The sequence below is a fragment of the Leucobacter muris genome (assembly GCF_004028235.1).
GTDB lineage: Bacteria > Actinomycetota > Actinomycetes > Actinomycetales > Microbacteriaceae > Leucobacter > Leucobacter muris.
Genome location: NZ_CP035037.1, coordinates 1725712 through 1751224, shown reverse-complemented (window position 1 = coordinate 1751224; position 25513 = coordinate 1725712). Strand labels below are relative to the sequence as shown.

The 25513-nt window shown below is 69.3% G+C and carries 21 protein-coding genes; 5 read left to right on the top strand and 16 right to left on the bottom strand.

From position 1 onward, the window contains the following. Position 1: 1 nt before the first annotated feature. The 5 genes from Leucomu_RS08235 to sufB are packed head-to-tail and all read right to left on the bottom strand — an operon-like array spanning position 2 to position 4056. Positions 2-352 (bottom strand): metal-sulfur cluster assembly factor, encoded by a 351-nt coding sequence (locus Leucomu_RS08235; RefSeq protein WP_017884676.1) that lies wholly within the window; start codon positions 350-352, stop codon positions 2-4. A gap of 17 nt (positions 353-369) precedes the next feature. Continuing rightward, the gene (sufC, locus tag Leucomu_RS08230; protein WP_128386907.1) at positions 370-1128 is read right to left on the bottom strand and encodes a Fe-S cluster assembly ATPase SufC; all 759 of its coding nucleotides are present in this window, start codon (positions 1126-1128) and stop codon (positions 370-372) included. Next, positions 1125-1457, bottom strand: coding sequence for a non-heme iron oxygenase ferredoxin subunit (locus tag Leucomu_RS08225; protein WP_017884678.1), 333 nt, complete (start codon positions 1455-1457; stop codon positions 1125-1127). Before Leucomu_RS08225 ends, sufC begins: the two co-directional genes overlap by 4 nt. Beyond that, a complete protein-coding gene (gene sufD, locus Leucomu_RS08220) occupies positions 1457-2635 on the bottom strand; it encodes a Fe-S cluster assembly protein SufD (RefSeq protein WP_128386906.1) in 1179 nt (392 codons plus the stop codon). The genes Leucomu_RS08225 and sufD overlap by 1 nt, the downstream gene beginning before the upstream one ends. A gap of 2 nt (positions 2636-2637) precedes the next feature. Next, on the bottom strand, positions 2638-4056 hold the full coding sequence (gene sufB, locus Leucomu_RS08215; RefSeq protein WP_128386905.1) for a Fe-S cluster assembly protein SufB: 1419 nt from the start codon (positions 4054-4056) through the stop codon (positions 2638-2640). 250 nt (positions 4057-4306) lie between these two features. Between sufB and Leucomu_RS08210 the strand changes: the two genes are divergently transcribed. Both Leucomu_RS08210 and Leucomu_RS08200 read left to right on the top strand, forming a co-directional pair. Continuing rightward, the gene (locus Leucomu_RS08210) at positions 4307-5263 is read left to right on the top strand and encodes a COX15/CtaA family protein (RefSeq protein ID WP_228407042.1); all 957 of its coding nucleotides are present in this window, start codon (positions 4307-4309) and stop codon (positions 5261-5263) included. Between the two features lie 1262 nt (positions 5264-6525). Then, complete coding sequence (locus Leucomu_RS08200; protein ID WP_128386902.1) at positions 6526-7203, top strand: hypothetical protein; 678 nt, start codon at positions 6526-6528, stop codon at positions 7201-7203. A 317-nt stretch (positions 7204-7520) separates the two neighbouring features. Here the strand turns inward: Leucomu_RS08200 and Leucomu_RS08195 are convergent, their stop codons facing one another. Beyond that, positions 7521-8666, bottom strand: coding sequence for a trans-sulfuration enzyme family protein (locus tag Leucomu_RS08195; protein ID WP_128386901.1), 1146 nt, complete (start codon positions 8664-8666; stop codon positions 7521-7523). A gap of 356 nt (positions 8667-9022) precedes the next feature. Next, positions 9023-9967, bottom strand: a complete 945-nt coding sequence (locus Leucomu_RS08190) for a heme o synthase (protein WP_128386900.1) — start codon at positions 9965-9967, stop codon at positions 9023-9025. An 83-nt stretch (positions 9968-10050) separates the two neighbouring features. Here Leucomu_RS08190 and tkt point away from each other — a divergent pair, with 83 nt between their 5' ends. The 3 genes from tkt to Leucomu_RS08175 are packed head-to-tail and all read left to right on the top strand — an operon-like array spanning position 10051 to position 14905. Beyond that, on the top strand, positions 10051-12189 hold the full coding sequence (gene tkt / locus Leucomu_RS08185; RefSeq protein ID WP_128386899.1) for a transketolase: 2139 nt from the start codon (positions 10051-10053) through the stop codon (positions 12187-12189). Next, positions 12186-13286, top strand: coding sequence for a transaldolase (gene tal / locus Leucomu_RS08180; protein ID WP_128386898.1), 1101 nt, complete (start codon positions 12186-12188; stop codon positions 13284-13286). Before tkt ends, tal begins: the two co-directional genes overlap by 4 nt. A 41-nt stretch (positions 13287-13327) precedes the next feature. Continuing rightward, on the top strand, positions 13328-14905 hold the full coding sequence (locus Leucomu_RS08175; RefSeq protein WP_128386897.1) for a glucose-6-phosphate isomerase: 1578 nt from the start codon (positions 13328-13330) through the stop codon (positions 14903-14905). Positions 14906-15027: 122 nt separating this feature from the next. Here Leucomu_RS08175 and Leucomu_RS08170 read toward each other — a convergent pair whose 3' ends face one another. From Leucomu_RS08170 to uvrA, 9 genes are all read right to left on the bottom strand, one after another. Then, on the bottom strand, positions 15028-15345 hold the full coding sequence (locus tag Leucomu_RS08170; RefSeq protein ID WP_017884688.1) for an RNA polymerase-binding protein RbpA: 318 nt from the start codon (positions 15343-15345) through the stop codon (positions 15028-15030). Positions 15346-15476: 131 nt separating this feature from the next. Then, positions 15477-15725, bottom strand: a complete 249-nt coding sequence (gene secG, locus Leucomu_RS08165; RefSeq protein ID WP_128386896.1) for a preprotein translocase subunit SecG — start codon at positions 15723-15725, stop codon at positions 15477-15479. 87 nt (positions 15726-15812) lie between these two features. After that, entirely contained in the window at positions 15813-16610 is a 798-nt protein-coding gene (tpiA, locus tag Leucomu_RS08160; protein WP_017884690.1) for a triose-phosphate isomerase, read from the bottom strand. After that, the gene (locus Leucomu_RS08155; protein WP_128386895.1) at positions 16607-17809 is read right to left on the bottom strand and encodes a phosphoglycerate kinase; all 1203 of its coding nucleotides are present in this window, start codon (positions 17807-17809) and stop codon (positions 16607-16609) included. Before Leucomu_RS08155 ends, tpiA begins: the two co-directional genes overlap by 4 nt. Before the next feature lie 12 nt (positions 17810-17821). Then, the gene (locus tag Leucomu_RS08150; RefSeq protein ID WP_128386894.1) at positions 17822-18439 is read right to left on the bottom strand and encodes a superoxide dismutase; all 618 of its coding nucleotides are present in this window, start codon (positions 18437-18439) and stop codon (positions 17822-17824) included. Positions 18440-18554: 115 nt separating this feature from the next. Continuing rightward, a complete protein-coding gene (gene whiA / locus Leucomu_RS08145; RefSeq protein ID WP_128386893.1) occupies positions 18555-19535 on the bottom strand; it encodes a DNA-binding protein WhiA in 981 nt (326 codons plus the stop codon). A gap of 55 nt (positions 19536-19590) precedes the next feature. Next, positions 19591-20469, bottom strand: coding sequence for an RNase adapter RapZ (gene rapZ, locus Leucomu_RS08140; RefSeq protein WP_017884694.1), 879 nt, complete (start codon positions 20467-20469; stop codon positions 19591-19593). Then, positions 20466-22469 carry an excinuclease ABC subunit UvrC gene (uvrC, locus tag Leucomu_RS08135; protein ID WP_128386892.1) on the bottom strand — a complete coding sequence of 668 codons (2004 nt, stop codon included), beginning with the start codon at positions 22467-22469 and terminating at the stop codon, positions 20466-20468. The genes rapZ and uvrC overlap by 4 nt, the downstream gene beginning before the upstream one ends. Continuing rightward, positions 22466-25387 (bottom strand): excinuclease ABC subunit UvrA, encoded by a 2922-nt coding sequence (gene uvrA, locus Leucomu_RS08130; RefSeq protein WP_041205715.1) that lies wholly within the window; start codon positions 25385-25387, stop codon positions 22466-22468. Before uvrA ends, uvrC begins: the two co-directional genes overlap by 4 nt. Positions 25388-25513 lie beyond the last annotated feature (126 nt).

Below are 25513 nucleotides of genomic sequence, written 5' to 3'. Positions count from 1 at the left end.
CTTAGATCGCGAATCCCAGCGCGCGCATCATGTCGCGACCGTCGTCGGTGATGCGCTCGGGGGTCCACGGCGGCATCCACACCCAGTTGATGCGGAAGGCCGCCACCAGCCCGTCGAGCGCCTCGGCGATGTCGTTCTCGATCACGTCGGTCAGCGGGCAGCCGGCGCTCGTGAGCGTCATGCTGATCACCAGCGCGTCGTGCTCCTCGTCGTAGGCCAGATCGTAGATCAGGCCGAGGTCGACGATGTTGACCCCGAGCTCGGGGTCGGAGACGTTCTTGAGCGCCTCCGTCGCCTGCTCGCGGAACTCGGGATCGATCGACTGCGGGACCGTGGTGGTTTCGTCGCTCATACGACCAGCCTACGCGCCTAGGCGGACGCGAGGAAGCGGTCGTAGCCCTCTTCTTCGAGGCGTTCGGCGAGCTCGGGGCCGCCCTCTTCGGCCACGCGGCCGTTCACGAAGACGTGCACGAAGTCGGGCTTGATGTATCGCAGGATGCGCGTGTAGTGCGTGATGAGCAGCACGCCGAGGCCGGTGTGCTCCTTGGCGCGGTTCACCCCCTCGGACACGATCTTCAGCGCGTCGACGTCGAGGCCGGAGTCGGTCTCGTCGAGCACCGCGAACTTCGGCTTGAGCAGCTCGAGCTGCAGGATCTCGTTGCGCTTCTTCTCGCCGCCCGAGAAGCCCTCGTTGACGTTGCGCGAGGCGAAGGACTCGTCCATGCGCAGGTTCTGCATGGCCTCCTTGACCTGGCCCATCCAGGTGCGGATCGCCGGCGCCTCGCCGTCGATCGCGGTCTTCGCGGTGCGTAGGAAGTTGGCGTTGGTCACGCCCGGGATCTCGACCGGGTACTGCATGGCCAGGAAGAGGCCCGCCTGAGCGCGCTCGTCGGGCTCGAACTCGGTGATGTCCTCGCCGTCGAGCAGCAGCTGGCCGCTCGTGATCTCGTAGCGGGGGTGGCCGGCGACGGCGTAGGCGAGGGTCGACTTGCCCGAGCCGTTGGGGCCCATGATGGCGTGGGTCTCACCCTGCTTGATGGTGAGGTTGACGCCCTTCAGGATCTCCTTCGGGCCCTGCTCGGTTTCGACGCTGACATGCAGGTCCTTGATTTCAAGAACTGAGCTCATTGTTCAATCTCTTTCGTAACGTTGGGGTCGATGTACACGTCGCCGTCTTCGATCTCGACAACGTAGACGGGGACCGGCTCGTAAGCCGGAAGGTTCTGCGGGTAGCCGGTGCGCAACGAGAACGCCGAGCCGTGCGCCCAGCACTCGAGGGTGTCGTCCTCGACGAAACCCTCGGAGAGGCTGATCTGTCCGTGGGTGCAGGTGTCGCCGATCGCGTGCACCTCTCCCTGGCCGTCGAGCACGAGAGCGATCGGCGCATCCTCGACGACCACGCGGGTCGCCTGATCCTGCACCAGGTCGCTCAGCGCGACTACCTTGTGGCGGGCCATTATGCGAGCACGCTCTGCTGCAGCTCTGCCTCGATCGCCTCCTGGAGCCGCGCCTCGACCTGCTCGTTGCCGATGCGCTGGATGACCTCGAAGAGGAAGCCCCGCACCACCAGCTTGCGGGCGTCGTCCTCGGAGATGCCGCGGCTCTGCAGGTAGAAGATGTGCTCCTCGTCGAAGCGGCCCGTTGTGGAGGCGTGACCGGCTCCCTCGATGTCGCCGGTCTCGATCTCGAGGTTCGGGATCGAGTCGGCGCGCGTGCCCTCGGTGAGCGTGAGGTTGCGGTTCTCCTCGTAGCTGTCGGTGCCCTCCGCGATGCGACGGATCAGCACGTCGCCGATCCAGACCGCGTGCGCGCCCTCGCCCTGCAGCGCGCCCTTGTAGGCGACGCGGCTGCGGGTGCGGGGGGCGTTGTGGTCGATGTAGACCTGGTGCTCGAGGTGCTGGCCGGCGTCGGCGAAGTACGCGCCGTAGCTCTCGCCGTTGGCGCCCTGCCCGTCGAGGTGGATCGAGGGGTTGAGCCGCACCACGCCGCCGCCGAGCGAGACGACGATGTGCTGGAGGTTGCCGTCGCGGCCCACGGTCGCGTTGTGGCTGGCGAGGTGGATCGCGTCGTCGGCCCACTCCTGGATCGAGACGACGGTGAGGTTCGCGCCGTCGCCGACCACGATCTCGACGGTCTCGGTGAGATTCGCGTCGCCCGAGTTCTCGAGGATCACGAGCGCGTTCGCGTTGGGCGCCGCCTCGATGATCGTGTGAGCCGCCGCGGGGTTCTGCGCGAGCCCGGAGCGGTCGACCGTCACGGTCTGGCGCTCCTCGCTGGTGAGCAGGATGCGCAGCGCGGTGCCGGCCTGGCCCCAGGCGTTCGCCGCGGCCTGATCCTCGGGGATGCCCGCGCGGCCGACGAGATCCGAGTCCATCGGCACGTGCGTGACCTCGACACCGGGGGCGTCGGAGACGACCGGAGCCGCGGTGCCGGCCTCGAGCGGGCCGTCGATGAGCGCCCGGATCTTCGCGATCGGGGTGAACTTCCAGTTCACCTCGCGGCCGGTGACCTCGGGGAAATCGGCCAGGTTCGTCGACTTGAAGCGCTCCGAGCGGGTCTGCACCGGTGCCCGGTTCTCCCAGTCGCCGTCGCTGTGGGCCTTGAATCCGTGCTGTTCTGTCTGGAGAGTGGACATCTTTAACCGACGGATCCTTCCATGCTCATCTCGATGAGCTTGTTCAGTTCGAGCGCGTACTCCATGGGCAGCTCGCGCGCGATGGGCTCGATGAAGCCGCGCACGATCATGGCCATGGCCTCCTCTTCGGAGAGGCCGCGGCTCATGAGGTAGAAGAGCTGATCCTCGCTCACGCGGGTCACGGTCGCCTCGTGCGCGAGGGTGGCGTCGTCGGTGCGGAGGTCGATGGCCGGGTAGGTGTCGCTGCGCGAGATCGTGTCGACGAGCAGCGCGTCGCAGACCACCGAGTTGGCGGCGTGGTGGGCGTTCGCCTCCACGCGCACCTCGCCGCGGTAGCCGGTGCGGCCGCCGCCGCGCGCGATCGACTTCGAGAGGATCGACGACTTGGTGTGCGGCGCGAGGTGGATCATCTTCGCGCCGGCGTCCTGGTGCTGGCCGGGGCCCGCGAACGCGACCGAGAGGGTCTCGCCCTTGGCGTGCTCGCCGGTTAGGAAGATCGACGGGTACTTCATGGTGACCTTGGAGCCGATGTTGCCGTCGACCCACTCCATGGTGGCGCCCTCTTCGGCGATCGCGCGCTTGGTGACGAGGTTGTACACGTTCGTCGACCAGTTCTGGATCGTCGTGTAGCGCACGCGGGCGTTCTTCTTCACGATGATCTCGACGACGGCGGAGTGCAGCGAGTCGCTCTTGTAGATCGGAGCGGTGCAGCCCTCGATGTAGTGGACGTAGCTGCCCTCGTCGGCGATGATGAGCGTGCGCTCGAACTGGCCCATGTTCTCGGTGTTAATGCGGAAGTAGGCCTGCAGCGGGATCTCGACGTGCACCCCCTTCGGGACGTACACGAACGAGCCGCCCGACCAGACGGCCGTGTTGAGCGCCGCGAACTTGTTGTCGCCCGACGGGATCACCGTGCCGAAGTACTGCTCGAAGATCTCGGGGTGCTCGCGCAGCGCCGTGTCGGTGTCGAGGAAGAGCACGCCCTGCGCCTCCAGGTCCTCGCGGATCTGGTGGTAGACGACCTCGGACTCGTACTGCGCGGCGACGCCCGCGACGAGGCGCTGGCGCTCGGCCTCGGGGATCCCGAGCTTCTCGTACGTCTCCTTGATCTCCTCTGGCAGCTCCTCCCAGGTGGTGGCCTGCTTCTCGGTGGAGCGCACGAAATACTTGATGTTGTCGAAGTCGATGTCCGACAGGTCGGCGCCCCACGCGGGCATCGGCTTGCGGCCGAAGATCTGCAGGGCCTTGAGGCGTCGCTGCAGCATCCACTCGGGCTCGTTCTTCAGCGCCGAGATCTCACGCACGACCTGCTCGTTGAGGCCGCGTTTCGCCGTCGCGCCCGCCTCGTCGCTGTCGTGCCAGCCGAACTCGTACTGGCCCAAGCCTTCGAGCTCGGGTCGGTCGATCAGTACCTCTGGCATGATCACTCCCTCAATTCTTCGTCTCGCCGAGCTCAGACCGCGTGAGCGTGCGAAACGAATCGAGCGCACAGGTCTGGCTCTGCAGCGGTGCAGTAGTCTGGGCTTCGGACGGAGCCGATCCGGTGCTGAGCACCCGAACACGGCTCGCCGTACGCAACCACAGCTTCCCATTCTACAGGTTCCCGGTGAAAACGGGCAGGGGCTCGCCCAGGGCGAAACCCCGTGCGGGAGGCGCCCGAGAGGAGCTTCGTTGTCCACCCCGAGCAGCACCGCCACCGACTCCGCTACCGACTCCGCGACCTCGCCCGGCGGGCGCCCGCGATTCATCGACGCAGATGGTCTGCCGAGCCGACTGGTGCGCGTGCTCGCGTGGATCTCGTTCGTGCTGAACGTCACGATCATCGCGACGGGCGGCGCGGTGCGCCTCACCGGCTCGGGTCTCGGGTGCAGCGACTGGCCGGTGTGCGTGCCCGGCTCGCTCACCCCCACCCCCGAGCTCGGCATCCACGGCGTCATCGAGTTCGGCAACCGCACCCTCAGCGGGCCGCTGCTGATCTTCGCGATCGCGGTGCTGGTGCTGACCTGGACGATCCGCCGGCAGCGCCGCGACCTGTTCGTCATCTCGGCCGTGGTGCTCGGGCTCGTCGCCTCGCAGGCCGTCATCGGCGGCTTCGTGGTGTGGCTGCACCTCAACGCCAACCTCGTGGGTGTGCACTACGTGATCTCGCTCATCATCGTGTGCGTGACGGCGGCCTACCTGGTGCGCATGTACGAGCGCCCCGGGGCGCGCGAGCGGGCGGTGCCGACCCCGTTCCTGATCCTCGCCCACATCACCACCTTCGCGATGGCGATCACCGTCTTCGTCGGCGTGCTCACCACGGGCGCCGGCCCCCACTCGGGCGACGACAGCGTCGTGCGCGACGGCTTCGACGCGTCGCTGCTCGCGCACGTGCACGCCTGGCCCGGCTACGCCGCGCTCGCGCTCACCGTCGCGCTCGTGATCTGGGCGCTCGCGCAGCGGCTGCGCCCCCGCGCCTGGAGCGTCGCGCTGCTCGTCGTGCTGCTCGTGCAGATCGGCGTGGGCGTGTACCAGGCGCGCAGCGGGCTGCCGCCCCTCGCGGTCGGCGTGCACATGGTGCTCGCGTCGCTCACCGCTGCGGCCATGACGGTCGTCGTGCTGCGCCTCAAGCGGCCGGTGGCGACGTAGAGGCCGGGTTCTCGAGCGCGAGTCGGGTCCGGGGTCGGTTCGGCCTGGGCCCGGTGCTGCCCGGTCCTGCCCCGGGGTCGCCCGGGTCGGAGTTGCCCGGTCCTGCCCGGCCCGGTCCGATCTCGGGGCTGTCCGGTCCGGTTCCGGTTCGGTCTCGGGGCCGTTGGGGGTGACCCTATCCCCTGCTCTCCCCCGCCCGCTCCTGCTCTCCCCGCCCGCTCCTGCTTTCTCCTGCCCGCTCCCTCGCGAGTGGTCAGAAAGTGCTTGTGGCGTCCGAAATCCGAGCACTCCTTGACCCCTCGCAAGGGACTTTGCGGCCCGGGTCTAGGATCCTGCCTCCCCGGGTCTCCTAGCCTCGGGGCCGCCGCGCGCCCTTCCCTTTTTCTTTCCCTTCCCACACTTTCCCCTTTCCCTGTCCCCTCGAGTGGTCAGAAAGTGCTTGAGGCGTCCGAGGCCCGAGCACTTCTTGACCACTCGCGAGGAACTTGCGGACCGGGGCCCTGATCCTGGGCTCCCCGGGCCTCCTGGGCTCCCCCCGGTCTCTTGGGCTCCCCCGGTCTCCTGGGCTCCCCGGGTCTTCTGGCTCCCTGGCTGCCACGCGCCCTTCCCTTCCCTTCCCTTCCCTTTCCCTTTCCCTTTCCCTTTTCCTTTCCCTTTTCCTTTTCCTTTTCTCTTCTCTCTTCTCTCTTCTCTTCTTCCTGTTTCCCTCTCCCCTGGCGAGTGGTCAAGAAGTGCTCCGATCGCCCCAGATGGGAGCACTTCTTGACCACTCGCAGGGCCCCACAGGTCGCAGGCACTTCGCTCACAGCTGGGGTTTCGCCCGCCGATCCGGGGAGTTCCCGTGAGCGCTGTGGAGACGGGCGTCCGAGGCGAACTCAAGCGAGACCATGGTCGACATGACCTCTCAACCGCAGCCCATCGCACTCACCGATGAGCGAGCCTTCCTAGTGAGGGACGCGGTGCGGTCGGGGTGCGGCCGAGCCACCTTCAGACATCCTCGGTGGCACCGCCCCTTCGCCGGTGTGCGATCGCGGGGGCCCATCGCGGCCACCCTGCACGGCTGGGCCCTGCAGTACCTTCCGAGGTTGCGGCCCGGCGAACGGTTCAGTCACTCCACGGCGCTGGCGCTGCTCGGCTGCCCCGTGAGAGTGTCGCAGCACGCGCTGGTCGACGTCTCTTCACCGGTGGCCGCCGGCCGCGTGAGGTGCCGGGGCGTCGCCGGACACCGACATCGAGAGGTCGCGCCCGAGTACCCCTGTATCGTGCCCGAACACGACGATTGGATTCCGGTGTCCGCCCCGCTCGACGCCGTGCTGCAGTCGGCTTTGCAACTTCCATTCTGCGAGCTCGTCGTGGCGCTCGATTTCCTGCTTCTCAACCCCTCCGAGCGCTACGATCCTCATCTCTACGTGACTCGAGACGATCTCAAGATCTTCGCGGCTCAGGCATCGGGTCGCGGCACCGTGCGTTTTCGCGAGGCGGCGGCACTCGCTCGGGTGGGGGCCGAGTCGCGCATGGAGACGCTGATGCGGCTCGGCAATGCTCGGGTGGGCGGCCCGGAGTTGCGACTGCAGGCCGAACTGCACGACGGGCAGGGGTGTTGGATCGGGCGCTTCGACGCGGCTGACGACGAGGCGCGCGCCATCTTCGAGTACGACGGCGGGCAGCACCTCGTTTCGCTGCAGCAGCGTCGACGGGATGCGGTGAAGCTGCAGGCGGCGCGCGATGCAGGTTGGCGTGTGCGCGTATTCTTCGCCGACGACGTGCTCAAGAGTTCGCTCGCGACCGGGCGGAGGATGCTGCACTTCACCGGGCGCCCGGAACGCCCGGTGCGGCCGATGCTTGCGAGGCTGCTCGACGAGCGTTCCGGGGATCGCACCGAGCCGGCCACCCACACGTCCTCGCCCATGAGCCGCACCCTGATGAGCGGTCACGAATAGTTCTGCGAGCGCGATGATCGAACACTTGGTGGCCGCTCGCCGGGAAGCGGATCGGAGGGAGAAGCCGAAAGACTCGGAGAACCGGGAACGCGCGGGCTAGAAAGAAGGGAGGAGTGTGAGGAACGGGTGAGAGATGCGGAGCGAAAGGGAGGAAGGACGAGCAGGCGGAAACGACGAGAAGCCAGGAACCACGAGAGGACAGAAGCATCGAGCAACCAGAAGTGCCGAGAAGCCAGAAGCGCCGAGAAGCCAGAAGCGCCGAGCAGCCAGAATCGACGAGAAGCCAGAATCCACGAGAGAGATGAGGGCGGCCCCCGCTACCCCGCGGCAGCTGTGAGGGCGCGGTCGAGATCGGCCCAGAGATCCTCGACGTGCTCGATGCCGATGCTGAGGCGCACGAGCGCCTCGGGCACCTCGAGGGGCTCGGCGGCGTGCCGCCGCCGGCGCTCCACGAGGGACTCGACCCCGCCGAGGCTCGTGGCAGGCGTGAAGAGGCCGAGGGCCTCGACGAGGCGGTCGGCGGCGTCTGCTCCCCCGCTCGGCTCGATCGAGACGATGGCGCCGAAGCCGTCGAGCTGGACGCGGGCCCGCTCGTGGTTCGGATCGCTCGGCAGTCCCGGGTATCGCACGCGCTCGACGGCCGGGTGCTCGAGCAGCCGGCGCGCGAGCTCGCCCGCCGTGGCCTCCGCGCGGTCGAGGCGCAGCGCCATGGTGCGCAGGCCCCGCAGCGCCAGCCAGGCCTCGAAAGGCCCCGCGATGCCGCCGTGCAGCGTGCGGTGCTTCGCGAGCCGTGCCCGCAGTTCGCCGTTGCGGGCGACGACGAGGCCGAGCAGCACGTCGGAGTGTCCGGCGATGAACTTCGTCGCCGAGTGCACCACCACGTCGGCGCCCACCGAGAGCGGGCGCTGCCTGAGCGGCGTGGAGAAGGTGTTGTCGACGACCGCGGTGACAGCGCGGCGCCGCGCCTCCGAGACGAGCCGCGGCAGGTCGACGACGTCGAGCCTCGGGTTCGTCGGGGACTCGAGCCACAGCAGGTCGGCTCCCTCGAGCGCCACGATCGTCGCCGCGAGGTCGAGCGGGTCGACCTCGCGCAGCACGAGCGACCCCGCCTCGGCGAGATCCCGCGCGAGCCCGATCGTGCCGTTGTACGAGGCGCTCGGTACGACCGCCACCCCGCCGACGGGTACGAGCGACAGCGCCGCAGAGACCGCCGCCATGCCCGACGCGAAGGCGAGGCCGGGCAGGTCGCCACCCTCGAGGCTCGCGATCGCCTCCTCGAGCGGCTCCCACGTCGGGTTGGCGTAGCGGGCGTAGACGCGCTCACCCTGCTGAGGTGCGCCCGCGCTTCGGAAGGTCGAGCTGAGCGAGATCGGCGGGTTGAGCGGGCCGTCCGGCGTCGGATCGGGCCTGCCGAGAGTGACGACTGCGGTGCTCGAGCGGAGTTCGGATGCCTGCTGACTCATGGAGTCAGCGTAGCGGCTCGGGTGTGCACCCCTCCGCGCGGAGACGGCCGACGCGGGATCGGCAGACCGGAGTGCGGCAAGCCACGATCTTCCAAGCCGTGATCGTCCAAGGCGAGGGTTCGCGAGCCAAGATCTCGCAAGGCGCGGTCTCGCAAGCTGCGAACTTTCAAAGCGAGGATTCGCGAGTCGAAGGCGCGCAACCCACAGGCCGCGGAGCCTGCATGCCTAAGGATGCTGAGTCAGGGGCCGGCAGGATCAGCCGTGCACGAATCGAACCCTCGAATCGACCTCGCAAGTCGGAGCCTGCGAGTCAGGGAACGCCGCATCAGGGAGCCCGAACCTCAGGCGCCCACGACTCAGAACGGCAGCAGCGGATCGATCGCGATCGCGAGCGACAGCACGGAGAGGTAGGTGATGGAGCCGTGGAACACCTGCATGGGCTTGCCCTCCTGCCCGCGGATCGCGCTGCCGTAGAGACGGTGCGCCTGCAGGATGAAGTAGCCACCCGAGAGCAGTGCGACGGCGGTGTACAGCCAGCCGATGCCGGGCGCGGGGATGAGCAGCAGGCTCGACGCGACAGTGGCCCAGGTATAGAGGATGACCTGCAGGCCGACGGTCGCGCGGCCGCGCACGACACCGAGCATGGGGACGCCCGCCGCCGCGTAGTCCTCGCGGTAGCGCATCGACAGCGGCCAGTAGTGGGCCGGAGTCCAGAGGAAGATGATGATGAAGAACACCCAGGCGGGCCAGCCGAGGGAGCCGGTCACCGCGGCCCAGCCGATGAGCACGGGGAAGCAGCCCGCGATCCCGCCCCAGATGATGTTCTGCTCGCTGCGGCCCTTGAGCCACATCGTGTAGACGACCACGTAGGTAAAGATGGCGGCCGCGCCGAGCACGGCGGCCAGCCAGTTGGTGGTGGCGTAGAGCCACACGATCGAGATCACGCCGAGCACCCAGGCGAACACGAGCGCGTTGCGATCCGAGATCTCGTCCGTGACGAGCGGCCGGTTCTTGGTGCGCTTCATGAGGCGGTCGGCCTCGCGGTCGATGTAGCAGTTGAAGGCGCCGGCCGATCCTGCGCTCATCGCGCCGCCGATGAGCGTGGCGAGCACCAGCCACAGGTCGGGCAGGCCGCGTTCGGCGAGGATCATGGCCGGAACGGTCACCACGAGCAGCAGTTCCATGACGCGCGGTTTGGTGAGCGCGACGTAGTTCTTGACGACGCGTCCGAAGGGGCGGCGGGGCCGAGCCTGCTCGGTGTGCGATGCGGCCTGCGACTGGGCTGAGATCTCGGTGGACATCACCCTCTATGCTACCCCGGCTGCCGTAAGATTGTCGGTGTGTGCGCGAACGCGCTCGGATTCTTCCCGTCGAAAGGTGTCTCTTGGGAAACGAACTGCAGTGGGACGAGCTCGATGATCTCGCGGTGAACACCGCGCGGGTGCTGGCGGCTGACGCGGTGGAGAAGGTGGGCAACGGCCACCCGGGCACCGCGATCAGCCTCGCGCCTCTCGCCTATCTGCTGCATCAGCGGGTGATGCGCCACGATCCTGCCGACGCGGGCTGGATCGGCCGCGACCGCTTCATCCTGTCGGTGGGCCACTCGTCGCTCACCCAGTACGTGCAGCTGTACCTCGGCGGGTACGGTCTCGAGCTCGACGATCTGAAGGCGCTGCGCACGTGGGGTTCGAAGACGCCCGGGCACCCCGAGTACGGCCACACCGACGGTGTCGAGATCACGACGGGCCCGCTCGGGCAGGGGCTCGCGTCGGCCGTCGGCTTCGCCTACGCGGCCCGCTACGAGCGCGGCCTCTTCGACCCGGAGGCTGCTCCCGGCAGCAGCCCGTTCGACCACTTCGTCTACGTGGTCGCGGGTGACGGCGACCTGCAGGAGGGCGTGACGGCCGAGGCCTCGTCGCTCGCCGGCCACCAGGAGCTCGGCAACCTCATCGCGATCTACGACTCCAATCAGATCTCGATCGAGGACGACACCGACATCTCGTTCTCCGAAGACGTCGCGAAGCGCTACGAGGCCTACGGCTGGCAGGTGATCGAGGTCGACTGGAAGAAGACGGGCGAGTACGTCGAGGATCTGGTCGAGCTGAATCGTGCGATCGAGGCGGCGCAGGCCGAGACCTCGAAGCCGAGCCTCATCATCCTGAAGACGATCATCGGCTGGCCCTCCCCCGGCAAGCAGAACACCGGCGGCATCCACGGCTCGAAGCTGGGCGGCGACGAGCTCGCGGCCCTCAAGCGGGCGCTGGGCTTCGACCCCGAGCAGCACTTCGCGGTCGCCTCCGAGGTGATCGAGCACACGCGCAAGGCGGTTGAGCGCGGTGCCGAGCGGCACGCCGAGTGGCAGCGCTCCTTCGACGAGTGGGCCGCCGCCAACCCCGAACGCAAGGCGCTGCTCGACCGTCTCGAGGCCGGCGAGCTGCCCGAGGGCGCGGCCGAGGCGCTGCCTGTCTTCGAGCCGGGCGAGAGCGTGGCGACGCGGTCCGCGAGCGGCAAGGTGCTCGCCGCTCTGGGGCCGATCATGCCCGAGCTGTGGGGCGGATCCGCCGACCTCGCGGGCTCGAACAACACCACGATCCCGGGCGCGCCCTCGTTCGTGCCGAGCCGCCGCTCGACGTCGGCGTGGCAGGGCGACCCCTACGGTCGTGTGCTGCACTTCGGCATCCGCGAGCACGCGATGGCCGCGATCCTCAACGGCATCCAGCTGCACGGTCCGACGCGCAGCTACGGCGGCACCTTCCTGCAGTTCGCCGACTACATGCGCCCTGCGGTGCGCCTGGCGGCGCTGATGAACGTGCCGAGCATCTTCGTGTGGACGCACGATTCCATCGCCCTCGGCGAGGACGGCCCGACCCACCAGCCGATCGAGCACCTGGCCTCGCTGCGCGCGATCCCGAACCTCGCGATGGCGCGCCCCGCCGACGCCAACGAGACCGCGGTGGTGTGGCACGAGGTGCTGAGCCGTCACGCGGGGCCGACCGGTATCGCGCTCACGCGTCAGAACGTGCCCGTGCTGCCCCGGGGCGGCGAGTTCGCGACGGCCGAGCAGGCCGCCGAGGGTGTGCGTCGCGGCGCCTACGTGCTGGCCGACTCCCCCACCGGGTCCGTCGACGTGCTGCTCATCGCGACCGGCTCCGAGGTGCAGCTGGCGGTCGAGGCGCGCGAGCGGCTCGCGGCCGACGGCGTCGGCGCACGCGTGGTGAGCGCGCCGTGCCTGGAGTGGTTCGCCGAGCAGAGCGAGGAGTACCGCGAGAGCGTGCTGCCGGCGACCGTTCCGGCGCGCGTGAGCGTCGAGGCGGGCCTGGCGCTCGGCTGGGAGCGCTACGTGGGCGATCGGGGCCGTTCGGTGTCGATCGAGCACTTCGGAGCCTCGGCCGACTACGAGACGCTGTTCAGGGAGTTCGGGATCACGACCGAGGCCGTGGTCGATGCGGCACGCGAGAGCATCGCGCACGTGGCGCGCAGCCTGGGCGCCGGCGAGCGGAGCCTGGCGGAGGTGGCACGATGAGCGAGTCGACTCGGGCTCTCAGCCGCGCGGGTGTCAGCATCTGGCTCGACGACCTGTCGCGGTCGCGTCTCGACAGCGGTGAGCTGCGCGCGCTGATCGCGAGCCACGACGTGGTCGGAGTGACCACGAACCCGACGATCTTCGCCGGTGCGATCGGCAGCGGCGTCGGCTACGGCGAGCGGATCTCGGCGTGCGCCGGGCCCGGCCTCGACGTGGCCTCGACCATCGTCGAGTTGACGACGGCCGATGTCGCCGATGCGTGCGACGTCTTCGCCGAGGTGTACGCCGAGTCCGGCGGCCGCGACGGCCGCGTGTCGATCGAGGTGGAGCCGGGTCTCGCCCGTGACACCGCGGGCACGGTGGCGCAGGCGCGCGAGCTGTGGGCGAAGGTGGACCGCCCCAACGCGATGATCAAGATCCCGGCCACGGTCGAGGGCCTCGAAGCCATCACCGAGACGATCGCTGCGGGCATCAGCGTCAATGTGACGCTCATCTTCAGCCTCGAGCGCTACCGTCAGGTGATCAACGCGTATCTCACCGGCCTCGAGCGGGCTCGCGCGGCCGGGCACGATCTGTCGGGCATTCACTCGGTCGCGTCGTTCTTTGTGTCGCGCGTCGACAGCGAGATCGATGCGCGGCTGACCGCGGTCGGCACCGCCGAGGCGCTCGCGCTCAAGGGTCAGGCCGGCGTCGCGAACGCCCGCCTCGCCTACGAGGTCTTCGAGCAGGCGTTCGATACCGAGCGGGCCCGCCTGCTGCTCGATCTCGGCGCCAATGCGCAGCGCCCGCTCTGGGCCTCCACGGGGGTGAAGGATCCGTCGCTGCGCGACACCCTGTACGTCGAGGAGCTCGTCGCGCCGCAGACGGTCAACACGATGCCCGAGGCGACGCTGAACGCGTTCGCGGATCACGGCGAGGTGCGGGGCGAGACCGTCACCTCCGAGTACCTGGAATCGAATCAGCTGCTCAACGCGATCGACGCGTTGGGCATCGATTACGGCGAGGTCACCGAGAAGCTCGAGCTCGAGGGGCTGCAGAAGTTCGACGCCTCGTGGGCGGAGCTCTGCGGCACCGTGGAGCGTGCGCTGGCCGACTGAGCGGGACGAGCACGGAGCAGGCCACCGAGGGGAGAGCAATCATGGCTGGGATCGGGATCGCCTTCGGCGATGACATCGAGCGCGTGAACGGCGGGCGCACCGCTGAACTCGTCGAGGAGCTCGTGCGGGGTCGTGTGGCGAGCCGCATCTTCGCACACGACGCGACCCTGTGGGGTGCGGAGGCGGAGGCCGAGGCCGCGATCCGGCTGGGGTGGACCGACTTCGAGCCGGCGGCGGCCGAGTTGATCCCCCGGATCGAGTCGCTGCGGGCCGAGTTCGCGAGCGCCGGCGTCGATCGCTTCGTGCTGTGCGGCATGGGTGGATCGAGCCTCGCGCCGGCGGTGCTCGCCCGCTGGGCGGGCGTCGAGCTCACCATGATCGACTCCACCCATCCCGCGGCCGTGGCTCGCGTCCTCTCCGGGGATCTGGCCCGCACCGCAGTGGTGGTGAGTTCGAAGTCGGGCAGCACGATCGAGACCCGCAGCCATCTCGCGACCTTCGAGCAGGCGTTCCGGGCGGCCGGCATCGATCCCGCGAGCCGCGTGGTGATCGTCACGGATCCGGGGTCCCCGCTCGACGAGGAGTCGCGTGCGGCGGGGCGTCGGGTGTTCAACGCCGACCCGAACGTGGGCGGTCGATTCTCGGCTCTCACAGCTTTCGGGCTGGTGCCCTCGGGGCTGGCAGGCGTTGATATCCGCCGTCTCGTGGCGGAGGCCGCGGAGGTGCGCGGGCTGCTCGCGCGCGACACCGCCGACAATCCGGCGCTGCGTCTGGCGGCCGCGCTCGCGGGCGGGCTTCCCCGGCGGTTCGTGCTCGCGGTGCGCGAGACGCGCAGCGCTCGATGGGGTCTCGGCAGCTGGATCGAGCAGCTCATCGCCGAATCCACGGGCAAGGACGGGCACGGCGTGCTGCCGATCGCGCTGCACGAGTCGGCCCCCGAGTTGCGCGAGACGCCGGCCCAGGCTGTGGTGGTGAGCGTCGCCGACGGCGACGCTCGCGGCGCGATCGAACCGGCCCCCGAGGCGGGTGTGCTCGTCTCCGCTCCCCTGGGCGCCCAGATGCTGCTGTGGGAGGTCGCCACCTCGGCGCTCGGTCGGCTCATGGGGATCGACCCGTTCGACCAGCCCGACGTGGAGGCCGCGAAGGTGGCGGCTCGCGCCGCGCTCGCCGAGGCCGACGGTTCGTCGTCGCCGACTGCGCAGGCGCTGTCGGCGGGCGAGGTCCTGCGTCGCCTGCGGGAGGCGGTTCCGAGCGACGGGTACCTCGCGATCCAGGCGTACGTCGACCCGAACGGCGCGCTCGCCGAGCCGCTCGGCGAACTGCGGGATCGGCTGGCGACGACGCTCGGCGTGCCCGTCGCCCTCGGTTTCGGGCCGAGCTACCTGCACTCGGTCGGCCAGCTGCACAAGGGCGGCCGCGCGCTCGGCGCGTTCCTGCAGATCGGCGACGTTGGTGCGCCCGACGTACCGATCCCCGATTCCCAGAGCTTCGGCGTGCTCATCGCCGCCCAGGCGCGAGGCGATCGCGAGGTGCTCGCCGAGCGAGGTCGGCCGGTGGTCGCGCTGACGCTGCCCTACGGCGATCGATCCGCGCTCGACCCGCTGCTCGCCGAGATCTGATCCGAGCGCGACGAACGCGCTGATCCGACGAACGCGCTAACGCGACGAAAGCGTTGACGCGCTGAAACACGAAGAAGCCCCGGTCTCATCGGACCGGGGCTTCTCTCTGCTGGGCTGGGGCGCTACGCCGACTTCGCGGCGGTGCCGCGCCGGGCGCGGAGCTTCTGCAGCGCGGCCTCGAGCAGCTCCTCGGCCTCTTCGGGCGTGCGCCGCTCCTTCACGTACGCGAGGTGCGTCTTGTACGGCTCGTTCTTGGGGAGCAGCGGGGGGTTCTCGCGGTCTCGACCGGCGGGAAGGCCGGTGGTCGGCGAATCGATCTGCTCGGGGATCTCCTCGGGTGCGACGTCGGCCGCGAAGTAGCGGATCGTCTCGTTGCCGAGCGCGTCCCAGTACGAGATCTGAATACGTTCGGCGCGCGCTCCGTGGTCCTTCTCCCCCATGGGTCCGGATCCGACGCGGGCGCCGCGAATGGCGTTACTGCCTGGCACTGAATACCTTTCTGCTACAGAACTGCGAAGTCGTGGGCGGGGTCGCCTCTGGGCGAGGCACGGGGCCCGCCGGTGATCCGGGGTCAGACCACCGAGAAGCGGGCGATGAGCCCGAGACCCACGATCGACGCGACCCACACCAGCGACACGACGACGGTGATGCGGTTGAGGTTGCGCTCGGCGACGCCCGACGAGCCGAGGCTCGAGGTCACGCCGCCGCCGAACATGTCGGAGAGGCCGCCGCCACGACCCTTGTGCAGCAGGATGAACAGGGTGAGCAGCAGGCTCGTGATCACGAGGACGACGATCAGGGCGATCTTGAGGATGAGCACGCAGTTCACCTTTCAGGGGTCGAGGGCGCGGTAGGCCGAGGTCTAGTATACCGCTCGCGAGCTGGGCGCCGATTGCGGCGCCCCGGCTCACGCACCGGTGACGTGCTTCTTGAACTGGATGATGCGGGTGAACTCGTCCGACTTCAGGCTGGCTCCGCCGACGAGGGCGCCGTCGACATCCGGCTGACGCAGGAAGCCGGCCACGTTCTGGCTCGATACCGAGCCGCCGTAGAGCACGCGGGTGGCATCGGCGCGTTCGTCTCCGCGCAGTTCGCGCAGCGACTCCCGGATCGCCTTGGCGACCTCCTGAGCCTGCTCGGGGGTGGCCGCCTGGCCGCTGCCGATGGCCCAGACGGGCTCGTAGGCGATCACGAACTCGGCGTCCTGCGGCAGCGGCGCGAGCGCGGCCGCGAGCTGGGCGAGCGGGATCGCCGCGGCGCCGTGCTGCTCGAGGTCTTCCGCGGTCTCGCCGACGCAGATCATCGGCACCATTCCGGCTCGGTGCGCTGCGAGGGCCTTCTGCCCCACGAGTTCGTCGCTCTCGCCGTGGCCCTGACGGCGCTCGGAGTGGCCGACGAGCAGGTAGTGCACGTCGAGCTTCGCGAGCATCTGGGCGGAGACGTCGCCCGTGTAGGCGCCCGATTCGTGCGGCGACACGTCTTGCGCGCCGAGCACGAGCGACAGCTTGTCGGCGGCCAGCAGCGTCTGCACCGATCGCAGGTCGGTGAACGGCGGGAAGACCGCCACCTCGGTCTCGCTGTAGTCGTGCTTGACGTCCTTGAGGCCCCACGAGAGCTTCTGCACGAGGGCGATGGCCTGCAGATGGTCGAGATTCATCTTCCAGTTGCCGGCGATCAGCGGGGTGCGCTGCGCTTTCTGGGTCATGCGAGGACCTCCAGTCCTGGGAGCTGCTTGCCCTCGAGGAACTCGAGGCTCGCCCCGCCGCCCGTCGAGATGTGGCCGAATTGATCGTCGGAGAACCCGAGCGCGCGCACGGCGGCAGCGGAGTCGCCGCCGCCGACGACGGTGAAGCCCTCGGTCTCGGTGAGGGCCTTCGCGACGGCGCGCGTGCCGGCGGCGAAGGCCTCCATCTCGAAGACGCCCATGGGGCCGTTCCAGAAGACCGTCGCAGATGAGGCGATCACGTCGGCGAACGCGGTCGCCGAGTCGGGGCCGATGTCGAGTCCGATGCCCGCGTCGCCGAAGCTCGACGACTCGATCGCGTCGGCGGGGACGATCTCGTGGGCGGCGTCGGCCGAGAAGGTCTCTGCGACGACCACGTCGGTCGGCAGCACGATGCGCACGCCGCGCTTCTCGGCATCGGCGAGGTAGCCCCGCACGGTGTCGAGCTGATCCTGCTCGAGCAGGCTCGCCGCGACGGCGTGGCCCTGGGCTGCGAGGAAGGTGAAGAGCATGCCGCCTCCGATGAGCAGCGTGTCGACGCGCTCGATGAGGTGCGAGATGACCCCGAGCTTGTCGGAGACCTTCGAACCGCCGAGCACCACCGTGTACGGGCGCGCGGGGTCGACGGTGAGGCGCTGCAGCACCTCGAGTTCGGCCGCGACGAGTCGGCCGGCGGCGCTCGGCAGCAGCTGCGCGAGGTCGTACACGCTGGCCTGGCGGCGGTGCACGACGCCGAAGCCGTCCGAGACGAACGCGTCGCCGAGCTCGGCGAGCTGCTCGGCGAAGGCGCGCCGTTCGGCGTCGTCCTTGCTGGTCTCCCCCGCGTTGAAACGCAGGTTCTCGAGCAGCACGACGTCGCCGTCGACGAGCGCGCCGACGGCCGCCGACGCCGAGGCGCCGACGGTCTGGTCGACGAACTCGACGGGCGCTCCGAGCAGCTCCGACATGCGCACCGCCACCGGCTTCAGCGAGTAGCGGGCCTCGGGCTCGCCCTTCGGGCGGCCCAGGTGGCTGATGATCACGATCTTCGCCCCCGCATCGCGAAGCTCGCGGATCGTGGTGAGCGAGGCGCGGATGCGGCCGTCATCGGTGATGACGCCGTCGGACAGCGGAACGTTCAGATCGCAGCGGACGATGACGGTGCGGGAGCGCAGGTCTCCCAGTGATTCGATGGTGCGCATGCCGGGGCGGGCTCAGATCAGGCCGGGCGTCTGCGAGCGGGCGGCCTCGAAGCGCTTCGCCACGTCCTGCCAGTTCGCGATGTGCCAGAACGCCTTCACGTAGTCGGCGCGCACGTTGAGGTAGTCGAGGTAGTAAGCGTGCTCCCAGACGTCGAGCATGAGCAGCGGCACGGTGCCGGCGGGCAGGTTGCCCTGCTGGTCGAAGAGCTGCACGATGTTCGGGCGCTGACCCAGCGCATCCCACGCGAGCACGGCCCAGCCGGAGCCCTGCACACCGAGCGCAGTGGCGGTGAAGTGGGCCTGGAACTTCTCGAACGAGCCGAAGTGCTCGTCGATCGCCGCGGCGAGCTCGCCCTCGGTGCGCTCCCCGCCCTCGGGCGAGAGGTTGTTCCAGAAGATGGTGTGGTTGACGTGACCGCCGAGGTTGAAGGCGAGATCCTTCTCGAGCTTGTTCACGGCGGCGAGGTTGTCTGAGTCGCTCGCCTCGGCGATCTGCTCTAGAGCCGTGTTCGCGCCGGTCACATAGGCCTGGTGGTGCTTGTCGTGGTGCAACTGCATGATCTTGCCGCTGATGTGCGGCTCGAGCGCGGCGTAATCGTAGGGAAGCTCGGGGAGTGAATAAGCAGCCATGAGGTGCTCCAATCTCTGCGTTCGACAGTTGACGGTTCAAGTCTAGGGCTCTGGCGCCCGGAAGTGGCGGAGAATCAGCCGGGTGCGGCAGGGTTGACGCCCGGCCGCGCGCGCGTTACATCGAATCGAGTTCTTCGGGCAGGCTCGCCTCGGTGCCCGGGATGCCTCGGGCCTCCGCCTCCTTGTCGGCCATCGCGAGCAGACGCCGGATGCGGCCCGCGATCGCGTCCTTGGTGAGCGGCGGATCGGCGCGGGCGCCGAGGTCGTCGAGGCTCGCCTCGCGATGCGCGAGACGCAGCTGGCCGGCGTAATTCAGGTGCTTGGGCACGTCGTCGCCGAGGATCTCGAGTGCGCGCTCGATGCGAGCGCACGCGGCGACCGACGCCTGCGCCGAGCGCCGCAGGTTGGCGTCGTCGAAGTTGACGAGCCGGTTCGCGGTCGCGCGGGTCTCGCGGGCGCGGCGCAGCTCGTCCCAGCTGGAGCGGGCCTGCTGCGCGCCCATCGCGCCGAGCATCTCGCCGATCGCCTGGCTGTCGCGGATCAGCACCTTGTTCTGGCCCCGGATCTCGCGGCTCTTCGCCTCGATGCCGATGCGGCTCGCCGCGCCGACGAGCGCCATCGTGACCTCGCTGGTGGGGCAGACGATCTCGAGCGACGCGGAGCGGCCCGGAGCGGTGATGCCGCCGCGGGCGAGGAAGGCGCCGCGCCAGATCGCGGCGAGCTCGGCCTGGGCGCCGGTGGTGAGACGGTTCGGGAGGCCGCGGATCTGGCGGCGGCGCTGATCGAGCAGGCCGAGCTGACGCGCCAGCGTCTCGCCGTCGAGCACGCGCACGAGGAACTGGGGGGCGCCGGGCCGCGTGCTCGACGGCGGCAGCTGCTTGGCCTCGGAGCGCACCCCGTAGAGCTCGGCGAGGTCTTTGCGCACGCGCTGCACGATCTGCGGCGTGTGCAGCTCGGCCTCGAGGGCGATGCGACCCGAGATCGTGTGGAGTCCGCCCGCGAGACGCAGAATCGTGGCGACCTCGGCGACGCGCTCACCGGTGCGCTGCACCGGGAACCGTACGAGTTCGCTCTTCACCTCGGGAGTAGACAGCACGAATCGGATCCTTTCGGAGAATGAGGGTGGAGAGGTTTCGGGTGCGGCGCGCGGGCTATTCGCGGCCGAGGTCGCGATGGCGCAGGCTGACGCTCACACCCGGCAGGCCGGCGAGGCGGTCGGCGAGCTCGCGGGCGGTCGCGACCGAGCGGTGCTTGCCGCCGGTACACCCTACCGCGAGTGAGGCGTGCCGCTTGTTCTCCCGCTGGAAACCGGCGAGGACGGGGGTGAGAGCGGCGATGTAGTGGTCGAGGAACTCCTCGGCGCCGTCGCGGCTCAGCACGTAGTCCTTGACCTCGGGGTCGACGCCCGTGAGGGGCCGGAGTTCGGGGATCCAGAACGGGTTGGGCAGGAAGCGCATGTCGACCATCAGGTCGACGTCGGTGGGCGCGCCGTACTTGAAGCCGAAGCTGAGCACGGAGAGCTGCAGGCCGGGCGTGTTGTCGTCGGAGAACAGATCGCGCGTGGCGGTCGACAGGTCGTGCACGTTGTACCGCGAGGTGTCGATCACCACGTCGCTCGAGGCCCGCAGCTCCTGCAGGCGCTCGCGCTCGAGGCGGATGCCCTCGAGCAGACTGCCCGCCTCGCCCTGCAGCGGGTGCGGGCGCCGCACCGACTCGTAGCGGCGAACGAGGATCTCGTCGGTGGCGTCGAGGAAGACGACACGCACCGTCGCGGTCTCGCGCAGCTCGTCGATCACGTCTTGGATCTCGGCGAAGAGGTCTCGGCCGCGCACGTCGACCACGGCCACGATGCGGGGCAGCGCTCCCCCGGACCGGTCGGCCATGTCGGCGAGCGTCTTGAGCATCGAGAGGGGCAGGTTGTCGACGACGTACCAGCCCAGGTCTTCGAGCGTGTTGGCGACCGTGCTGCGGCCGGCGCCCGACATGCCCGTGACGATGAGGATTTCCTGCCCGGATACCTGCTCGTTCACGCCGTGTTCCCCTCGTCTGGCGCGCCTTGCGACGCGCCCTCTGGTGCCTCATCGATCGATGCCTCAAGTTTAGCCGCAGCGGAGGCTTCGGGTTCGTCGGGCGCGGTTCCGTCGGCCGGGGCCGACGAGGCGAGGTGGCCGAGGATCTGCTCGGCGAGCTTCGGACCGAGGCCCGGAGCCGAGGCGAGTTCGTCGTGGGAGGCGGCGCGCAGGCGCGCCACGGAGCCGAAGTGCTTGAGCAGACCCTGCACGCGCTTCGGGCCGAGGCCCGGGATCTCGGAGAGGCGGCTCGCGATCGACGTGCTGCGGCGCTGGCGCTGGAAGGTGATCGCGAAGCGGTGGGCCTCGTCGCGCACGCGCTGCACGAGGAACAGCGCCTCGCTCGTGCGGGGCAGGATCACGGGGAACGGGTCGCCGGGCAGCCAGATCTCCTCGAGGCGCTTCGCGATCCCGCACAGTGCGACGTCGGTGATGCCGGCCTCGGCGAGCGCGCGCGCCGCGGCCTTCACCTGGGGCTCGCCGCCGTCGACGATGACGAGTTGGGGGCGGTCGCGGTAGATGCCGCTCGGCTGTTCGCCCGCCTCGCGGGCGGCGTTCAGCTGCGCGGCGCGGCGGGCGACGACCTGGTGGATGGAGTCGGTGTCGTCGCGCGTCTGCTCGATGCGGTACTTGCGGTAGGCACCCTTCGCGGGCAGGCCGTCTTCGAAGACGACGAGCGAGGCGACCACGCCGGTGCCCTGCAGGTGCGACACGTCGATGCACTCGATGCGCAGCGGCGGCTCATCCATGCCGAGCGCCTGCTGCAGTTCGGCGAGCGCGTCGGTGCGCGCGGTGAGGTCGGCGGCCCGTTTGAGCTTGTGCCGGATCAGGTGCTCCCCCGCGTTCAGCACGGCGCGCTCCATGAGCTGCGCCTTGTCGCCCCGCTCGGGGATGCGCACGCGCACGCGGCCGCGGCGGGGCCGCTGCGCGCTCAGGGCCTCCTCGAGCTCGGGGGTGTTCTCTGGCAGCAGCGGCACGAGGATCTCGGGCGGCGGTTCCCGCTCGCCGTCGTAGGCCGACTGGATCACCTGCTCCAGCAGCTTCGCGGGAGAGTCGTCGAGTTCGACGTCGACGATCCAGCTGCGTTCGCCGCGGATCCTGCCCCCTCGGATGATGAACTGGTGGGCGGCCGCCGCGAGTTCGTCGGCCCGCAGTCCGAACACGTCGAGGTTCACGTCGAGCTTCGAGCCGGTGCCGAGCACCACCGCGTTCTTCTCCATGACGTGCTCGACGGCCTGCGCCTGGTCGCGCAGCCGCGCGGCGTCCTCGTAGCGCTGCTCGGCCGCCGCGTCGCGCATCGCCCGCTGCAGCTCGCGCAGGTGACGGGTGTCGCCGCCCGCGAGGAACGAGACGAGCTCGCCCACGCGTTCGCGGTGCGCCTCGATGGTGATGAGCCGGGAGCAGGGGCCGTGGCAGCGGCCGATCTGCCCCGCGAGGCAGGGGCGCCCGCTCTGCATGGCGCGCTTGTAGTCGGCGTCGTTGCAGGTGCGGATGGGGAACGCGCGCTGCAGCAGCTGCGTGGTCTCGCGCAGCGCCCACACCTTCGGGTATGGCCCGAAGTACCGCGCGCCGCGGATCTTCTCGTTGCGGGTGATGATGAGGCGGGGGGCTTCTTCGCGCAGCGTGACGGCGAGGTACGGGTACGACTTGTCGTCCTTGAACTGCACGTTGAAGGGCGGTTTGAACTCCGTGATCCACGTGTGCTCGAGCACGAGGGATTCGGTGTCGGTGGCCACCACCGTCCAGTCGACCTTCGCCGCGAGCGACAGCATGGTGCGGGTGCGCGGCATCAGCGAGTGCATCGGCTGGAAGTAGTTGGACAGCCGCGCCCTGAGGTTCTTCGCCTTGCCGATGTAGAGCACGCGCCCGTGCTTGTCGCTGAACCGGTAGACGCCTGGGCTGGTGGGGATCTCGCCCTGGGCCGGCCGGAACGCGGCGCGGTTGTCGACGGGCTGGATCAAGCCGAGGCCTTCGCCGCCTCAGCCGCCTGCACGGCGCGCGCCGACTTCGCGGCCCAGCCCTCGAGCACCTCGGCGAGGAATCGGCCGGTGTGGCTCTCGGGGTGCTTCGCGACCTGCTCGGGAGTGCCCGTCGCGAGGATCGTGCCGCCTCCGGAACCGCCCTCGGGCCCGAGATCGATGATCCAGTCGGCGCTGCGGATCACGTCGAGGTTGTGCTCGATCGTGATGACGGTGTTGCCCTTGTCGACGAGGCCGTTGAGGACGAGCAGCAGCTTGCGCACGTCTTCGAAGTGCAGCCCGGTGGTGGGTTCGTCGAGCACGTAGATGCTGCGGCCGTTCGAGCGCTTCTGCAGCTCGGTGGCGAGCTTGACGCGCTGCGCCTCGCCGCCGCTCAGCGTGGTGGCGCTCTGGCCGAGCCGCACGTAGCCGAGGCCGACGTCGACGAGCGTCTTCATGTAGCGGTGGATCGACGAGATGGGCTTGAAGAACTCCTCGGCCTCGGCGATGGGCATCTCGAGCACCTCGGAGATGTTCTTGCCCTTGTAGCGCACCTGCAGGGTCTCGCGGTTGTAGCGCTTGCCCCCGCAGGCCTCGCAGGCGACGTAGACGTCGGGCAGGAAGTTCATCTCGATCTTCAGGGTGCCGTCGCCCGAGCAGGCCTCGCAGCGGCCGCCCTTCACGTTGAAGCTGAAGCGGCCCGGCAGATAGCCGCGGGTCTTCGCCTCGGGGGTCTCGGCGAAGAGGGTGCGGATCTTGTCGAACACGCCGGTGTAGGTGGCCGGGTTGGATCGGGGCGTGCGCCCGATGGGGGCCTGGTCGACGTGCACGACCTTGTCGAGGTGCTCGAGGCCGGTGATGCGGGTGTGCTTGCCGGGCACGAGGCGTGCGCCGTTGAGCTGGTTCGCGAGCACCCGGTAGAGGATGTCGTTGACGAGCGTCGACTTGCCCGAGCCGCTCACGCCCGTCACCGCGGTCATGACGCCGAGGGGGAACACGGCGTCGACGTTCTGCAGGTTGTTGGAGCGGGCTCCCACGACCTTGAGCTCGCGGTTGCGGTCGCGCTTGCGGCGCTTCTTCGGGGTGACGATGCTGCGCCGCCCGGCGAGGTAGTCGCCGGTGATCGAGCGACGGTTCTCGAGCAGCTCGCGGTACTCGCCCGAGTGCACCACGGTGCCGCCCTCGACGCCGGCACCGGGCCCGATGTCGACGATCCAGTCGGCCGCTTCGATGGTCTCCTCGTCGTGCTCGACCACGATCAGGGTGTTGCCGAGATCGCGCAGCTTGATCAGGGTCTCGATGAGACGGCGGTTGTCGCGCTGGTGCAGGCCGATGCTCGGCTCGTCGAGCACGTAGAGCACGCCCGTGAGGCCCGAGCCGATCTGCGTGGCGAGGCGGATGCGCTGGGCTTCGCCGCCCGAGAGGGTGCCCGCGGCGCGGGCCAGCGTTAGGTAGCCGAGGCCGACCTCGATGAGGAAGTCGAAGCGCAGCCGGATCTCGCGCAGCACCTGGGCGGCGATGCGGGCCTCTCGCTCGGTGAGCGTGACCTCGTCGAAGAACCGCTTGGCTTCGGTGAGGCTGAACTCGGTGACGCCCGAGATCGACTCGCCGTTCACCGTCACCGCGAGCACCTCGGGCTTGAGGCGCTGGCCGTGGCAGGCGTGGCACGGCACCTCGCGCAGGAACTCCTGCCAGCGGTCGCGCTTCGTGTCGCTCTCAGCCTCTGCGTATTGGCGCTCGATGAACGGGATCACGCCCTCGAAGCCGCTCGAGTACTTGACTTCGCGGCCGAAGCGGTTCTTCCAGCGCACGTTGACCTTGAAGTTGTTGCCGTAGAGCACCGCGGTGCGCACGTCGTCGCTCAGTTCGCCCCAAGGGGTGTCGAGCGAGAAGTCGAGATCTCTCGAGAGGCCGACGAGCAGCTTCTCGTAGTACTGGTAGAGGCTCCTGCCCTGGCTGGTCCAGGGCACGATGACGCCCTCGGCGATCGAGAGCTCGGGGTCGCCGAGCACCAGATCCTCGTCGACCGACATGCTCGTGCCGAGGCCCGAGCACGCGGAGCACGCGCCGAAGGGTGCGTTGAACGAGAAGGTGCGGGGCTCGATCTCGGTGAGCTGCACCGGGTGCTGATTGGGGCAGCTCAGGTGCTCGGAGAAGAGCCGGGTGCGATCCTCGTCCCCCTGCTCCAGATCCACGAAGTCGACCGCCACGATGCCTCCCGCGAGTCGCAGCGCGGTCTCGAGGGAGTCCGTGAGGCGGCCCAGCACGTCGGGGCCGGCCACGAGGCGGTCGACGACCACCGAGATGTCGTGCTTGATCTGCTTCTTGAGCTTGGGCGGATCGCTGAGCTGCACCAGCTCGCCGTCGACGAGCGCGCGCGAGTAGCCGGCCGCCGCGAGATCCTGGAAGAGGTCGACGAACTCGCCCTTCTTCTTGCTGACGACAGGGGCGAGTACCTGGTAGCGGGTGCGCTCGGGAAGCTCCATGAGGCGATCGGCGATCTGCTGCACGGTCTGCGACGCGATGCGCTCCCCGCAGATCGCGCAGTGCGGCACTCCGACGCGCGCCCAGAGCAGGCGCATGTAGTCGTAGATCTCGGTGATGGTGCCGACCGTGCTTCGCGGGTTGCGGTTGGTCGACTTCTGGTCGATCGAGACGGCGGGGCTCAGCCCCTCGATGAAGTCGACGTCGGGGCGGTCGACCTGCCCGAGGAACTGGCGGGCGTAGGCGCTGAGCGACTCGACGTAGCGTCGCTGCCCCTCGGCGAAGATCGTGTCGAATGCGAGGCTCGACTTGCCGCTGCCCGACAGCCCAGTGAAGACGACCATCGAGTCGCGCGGGATCGCCAGATCGATGTCTTGCAGGTTGTGCACGCGGGCCCCCTGGACGCTGATCTGGGCGTGTGCGGCAGACGAGCGGATCGGGGTGGTGCTGGTGGGTGCGGCGCTCTTCGAAGTCACTGATCCATCCTACGTCGCCACGGCTGAATATTCGAACATGTGTACGAGTGATTCGGCGGATTTCGCCGCAGGCGCACTTCCCTCCCA

What these genes read in the sequence shown, in the direction of transcription:
- Leucomu_RS08235 (WP_017884676.1), bottom strand. Translation starts at nt 352, where the DNA reads ATGAGCGACGAAACCACCACGGTCCCGCAGTCGATCGATCCCGAGTTC.
- sufC (WP_128386907.1), bottom strand. Translation starts at nt 1,128, where the DNA reads ATGAGCTCAGTTCTTGAAATCAAGGACCTGCATGTCAGCGTCGAAACC.
- Leucomu_RS08225 (WP_017884678.1), bottom strand. Translation starts at nt 1,457, where the DNA reads ATGGCCCGCCACAAGGTAGTCGCGCTGAGCGACCTGGTGCAGGATCAG.
- sufD (WP_128386906.1), bottom strand. Translation starts at nt 2,635, where the DNA reads ATGTCCACTCTCCAGACAGAACAGCACGGATTCAAGGCCCACAGCGAC.
- sufB (WP_128386905.1), bottom strand. Translation starts at nt 4,056, where the DNA reads ATGCCAGAGGTACTGATCGACCGACCCGAGCTCGAAGGCTTGGGCCAG.
- Leucomu_RS08195 (WP_128386901.1), bottom strand. Translation starts at nt 8,666, where the DNA reads ATGAGTCAGCAGGCATCCGAACTCCGCTCGAGCACCGCAGTCGTCACT.
- Leucomu_RS08190 (WP_128386900.1), bottom strand. Translation starts at nt 9,967, where the DNA reads ATGTCCACCGAGATCTCAGCCCAGTCGCAGGCCGCATCGCACACCGAG.
- tal (WP_128386898.1), top strand. Translation starts at nt 12,186, where the DNA reads ATGAGCGAGTCGACTCGGGCTCTCAGCCGCGCGGGTGTCAGCATCTGG.
- Leucomu_RS08175 (WP_128386897.1), top strand. Translation starts at nt 13,328, where the DNA reads ATGGCTGGGATCGGGATCGCCTTCGGCGATGACATCGAGCGCGTGAAC.
- Leucomu_RS08170 (WP_017884688.1), bottom strand. Translation starts at nt 15,345, where the DNA reads ATGGGGGAGAAGGACCACGGAGCGCGCGCCGAACGTATTCAGATCTCG.
- tpiA (WP_017884690.1), bottom strand. Translation starts at nt 16,610, where the DNA reads ATGACCCAGAAAGCGCAGCGCACCCCGCTGATCGCCGGCAACTGGAAG.
- Leucomu_RS08155 (WP_128386895.1), bottom strand. Translation starts at nt 17,809, where the DNA reads ATGCGCACCATCGAATCACTGGGAGACCTGCGCTCCCGCACCGTCATC.
- Leucomu_RS08150 (WP_128386894.1), bottom strand. Translation starts at nt 18,439, where the DNA reads ATGGCTGCTTATTCACTCCCCGAGCTTCCCTACGATTACGCCGCGCTC.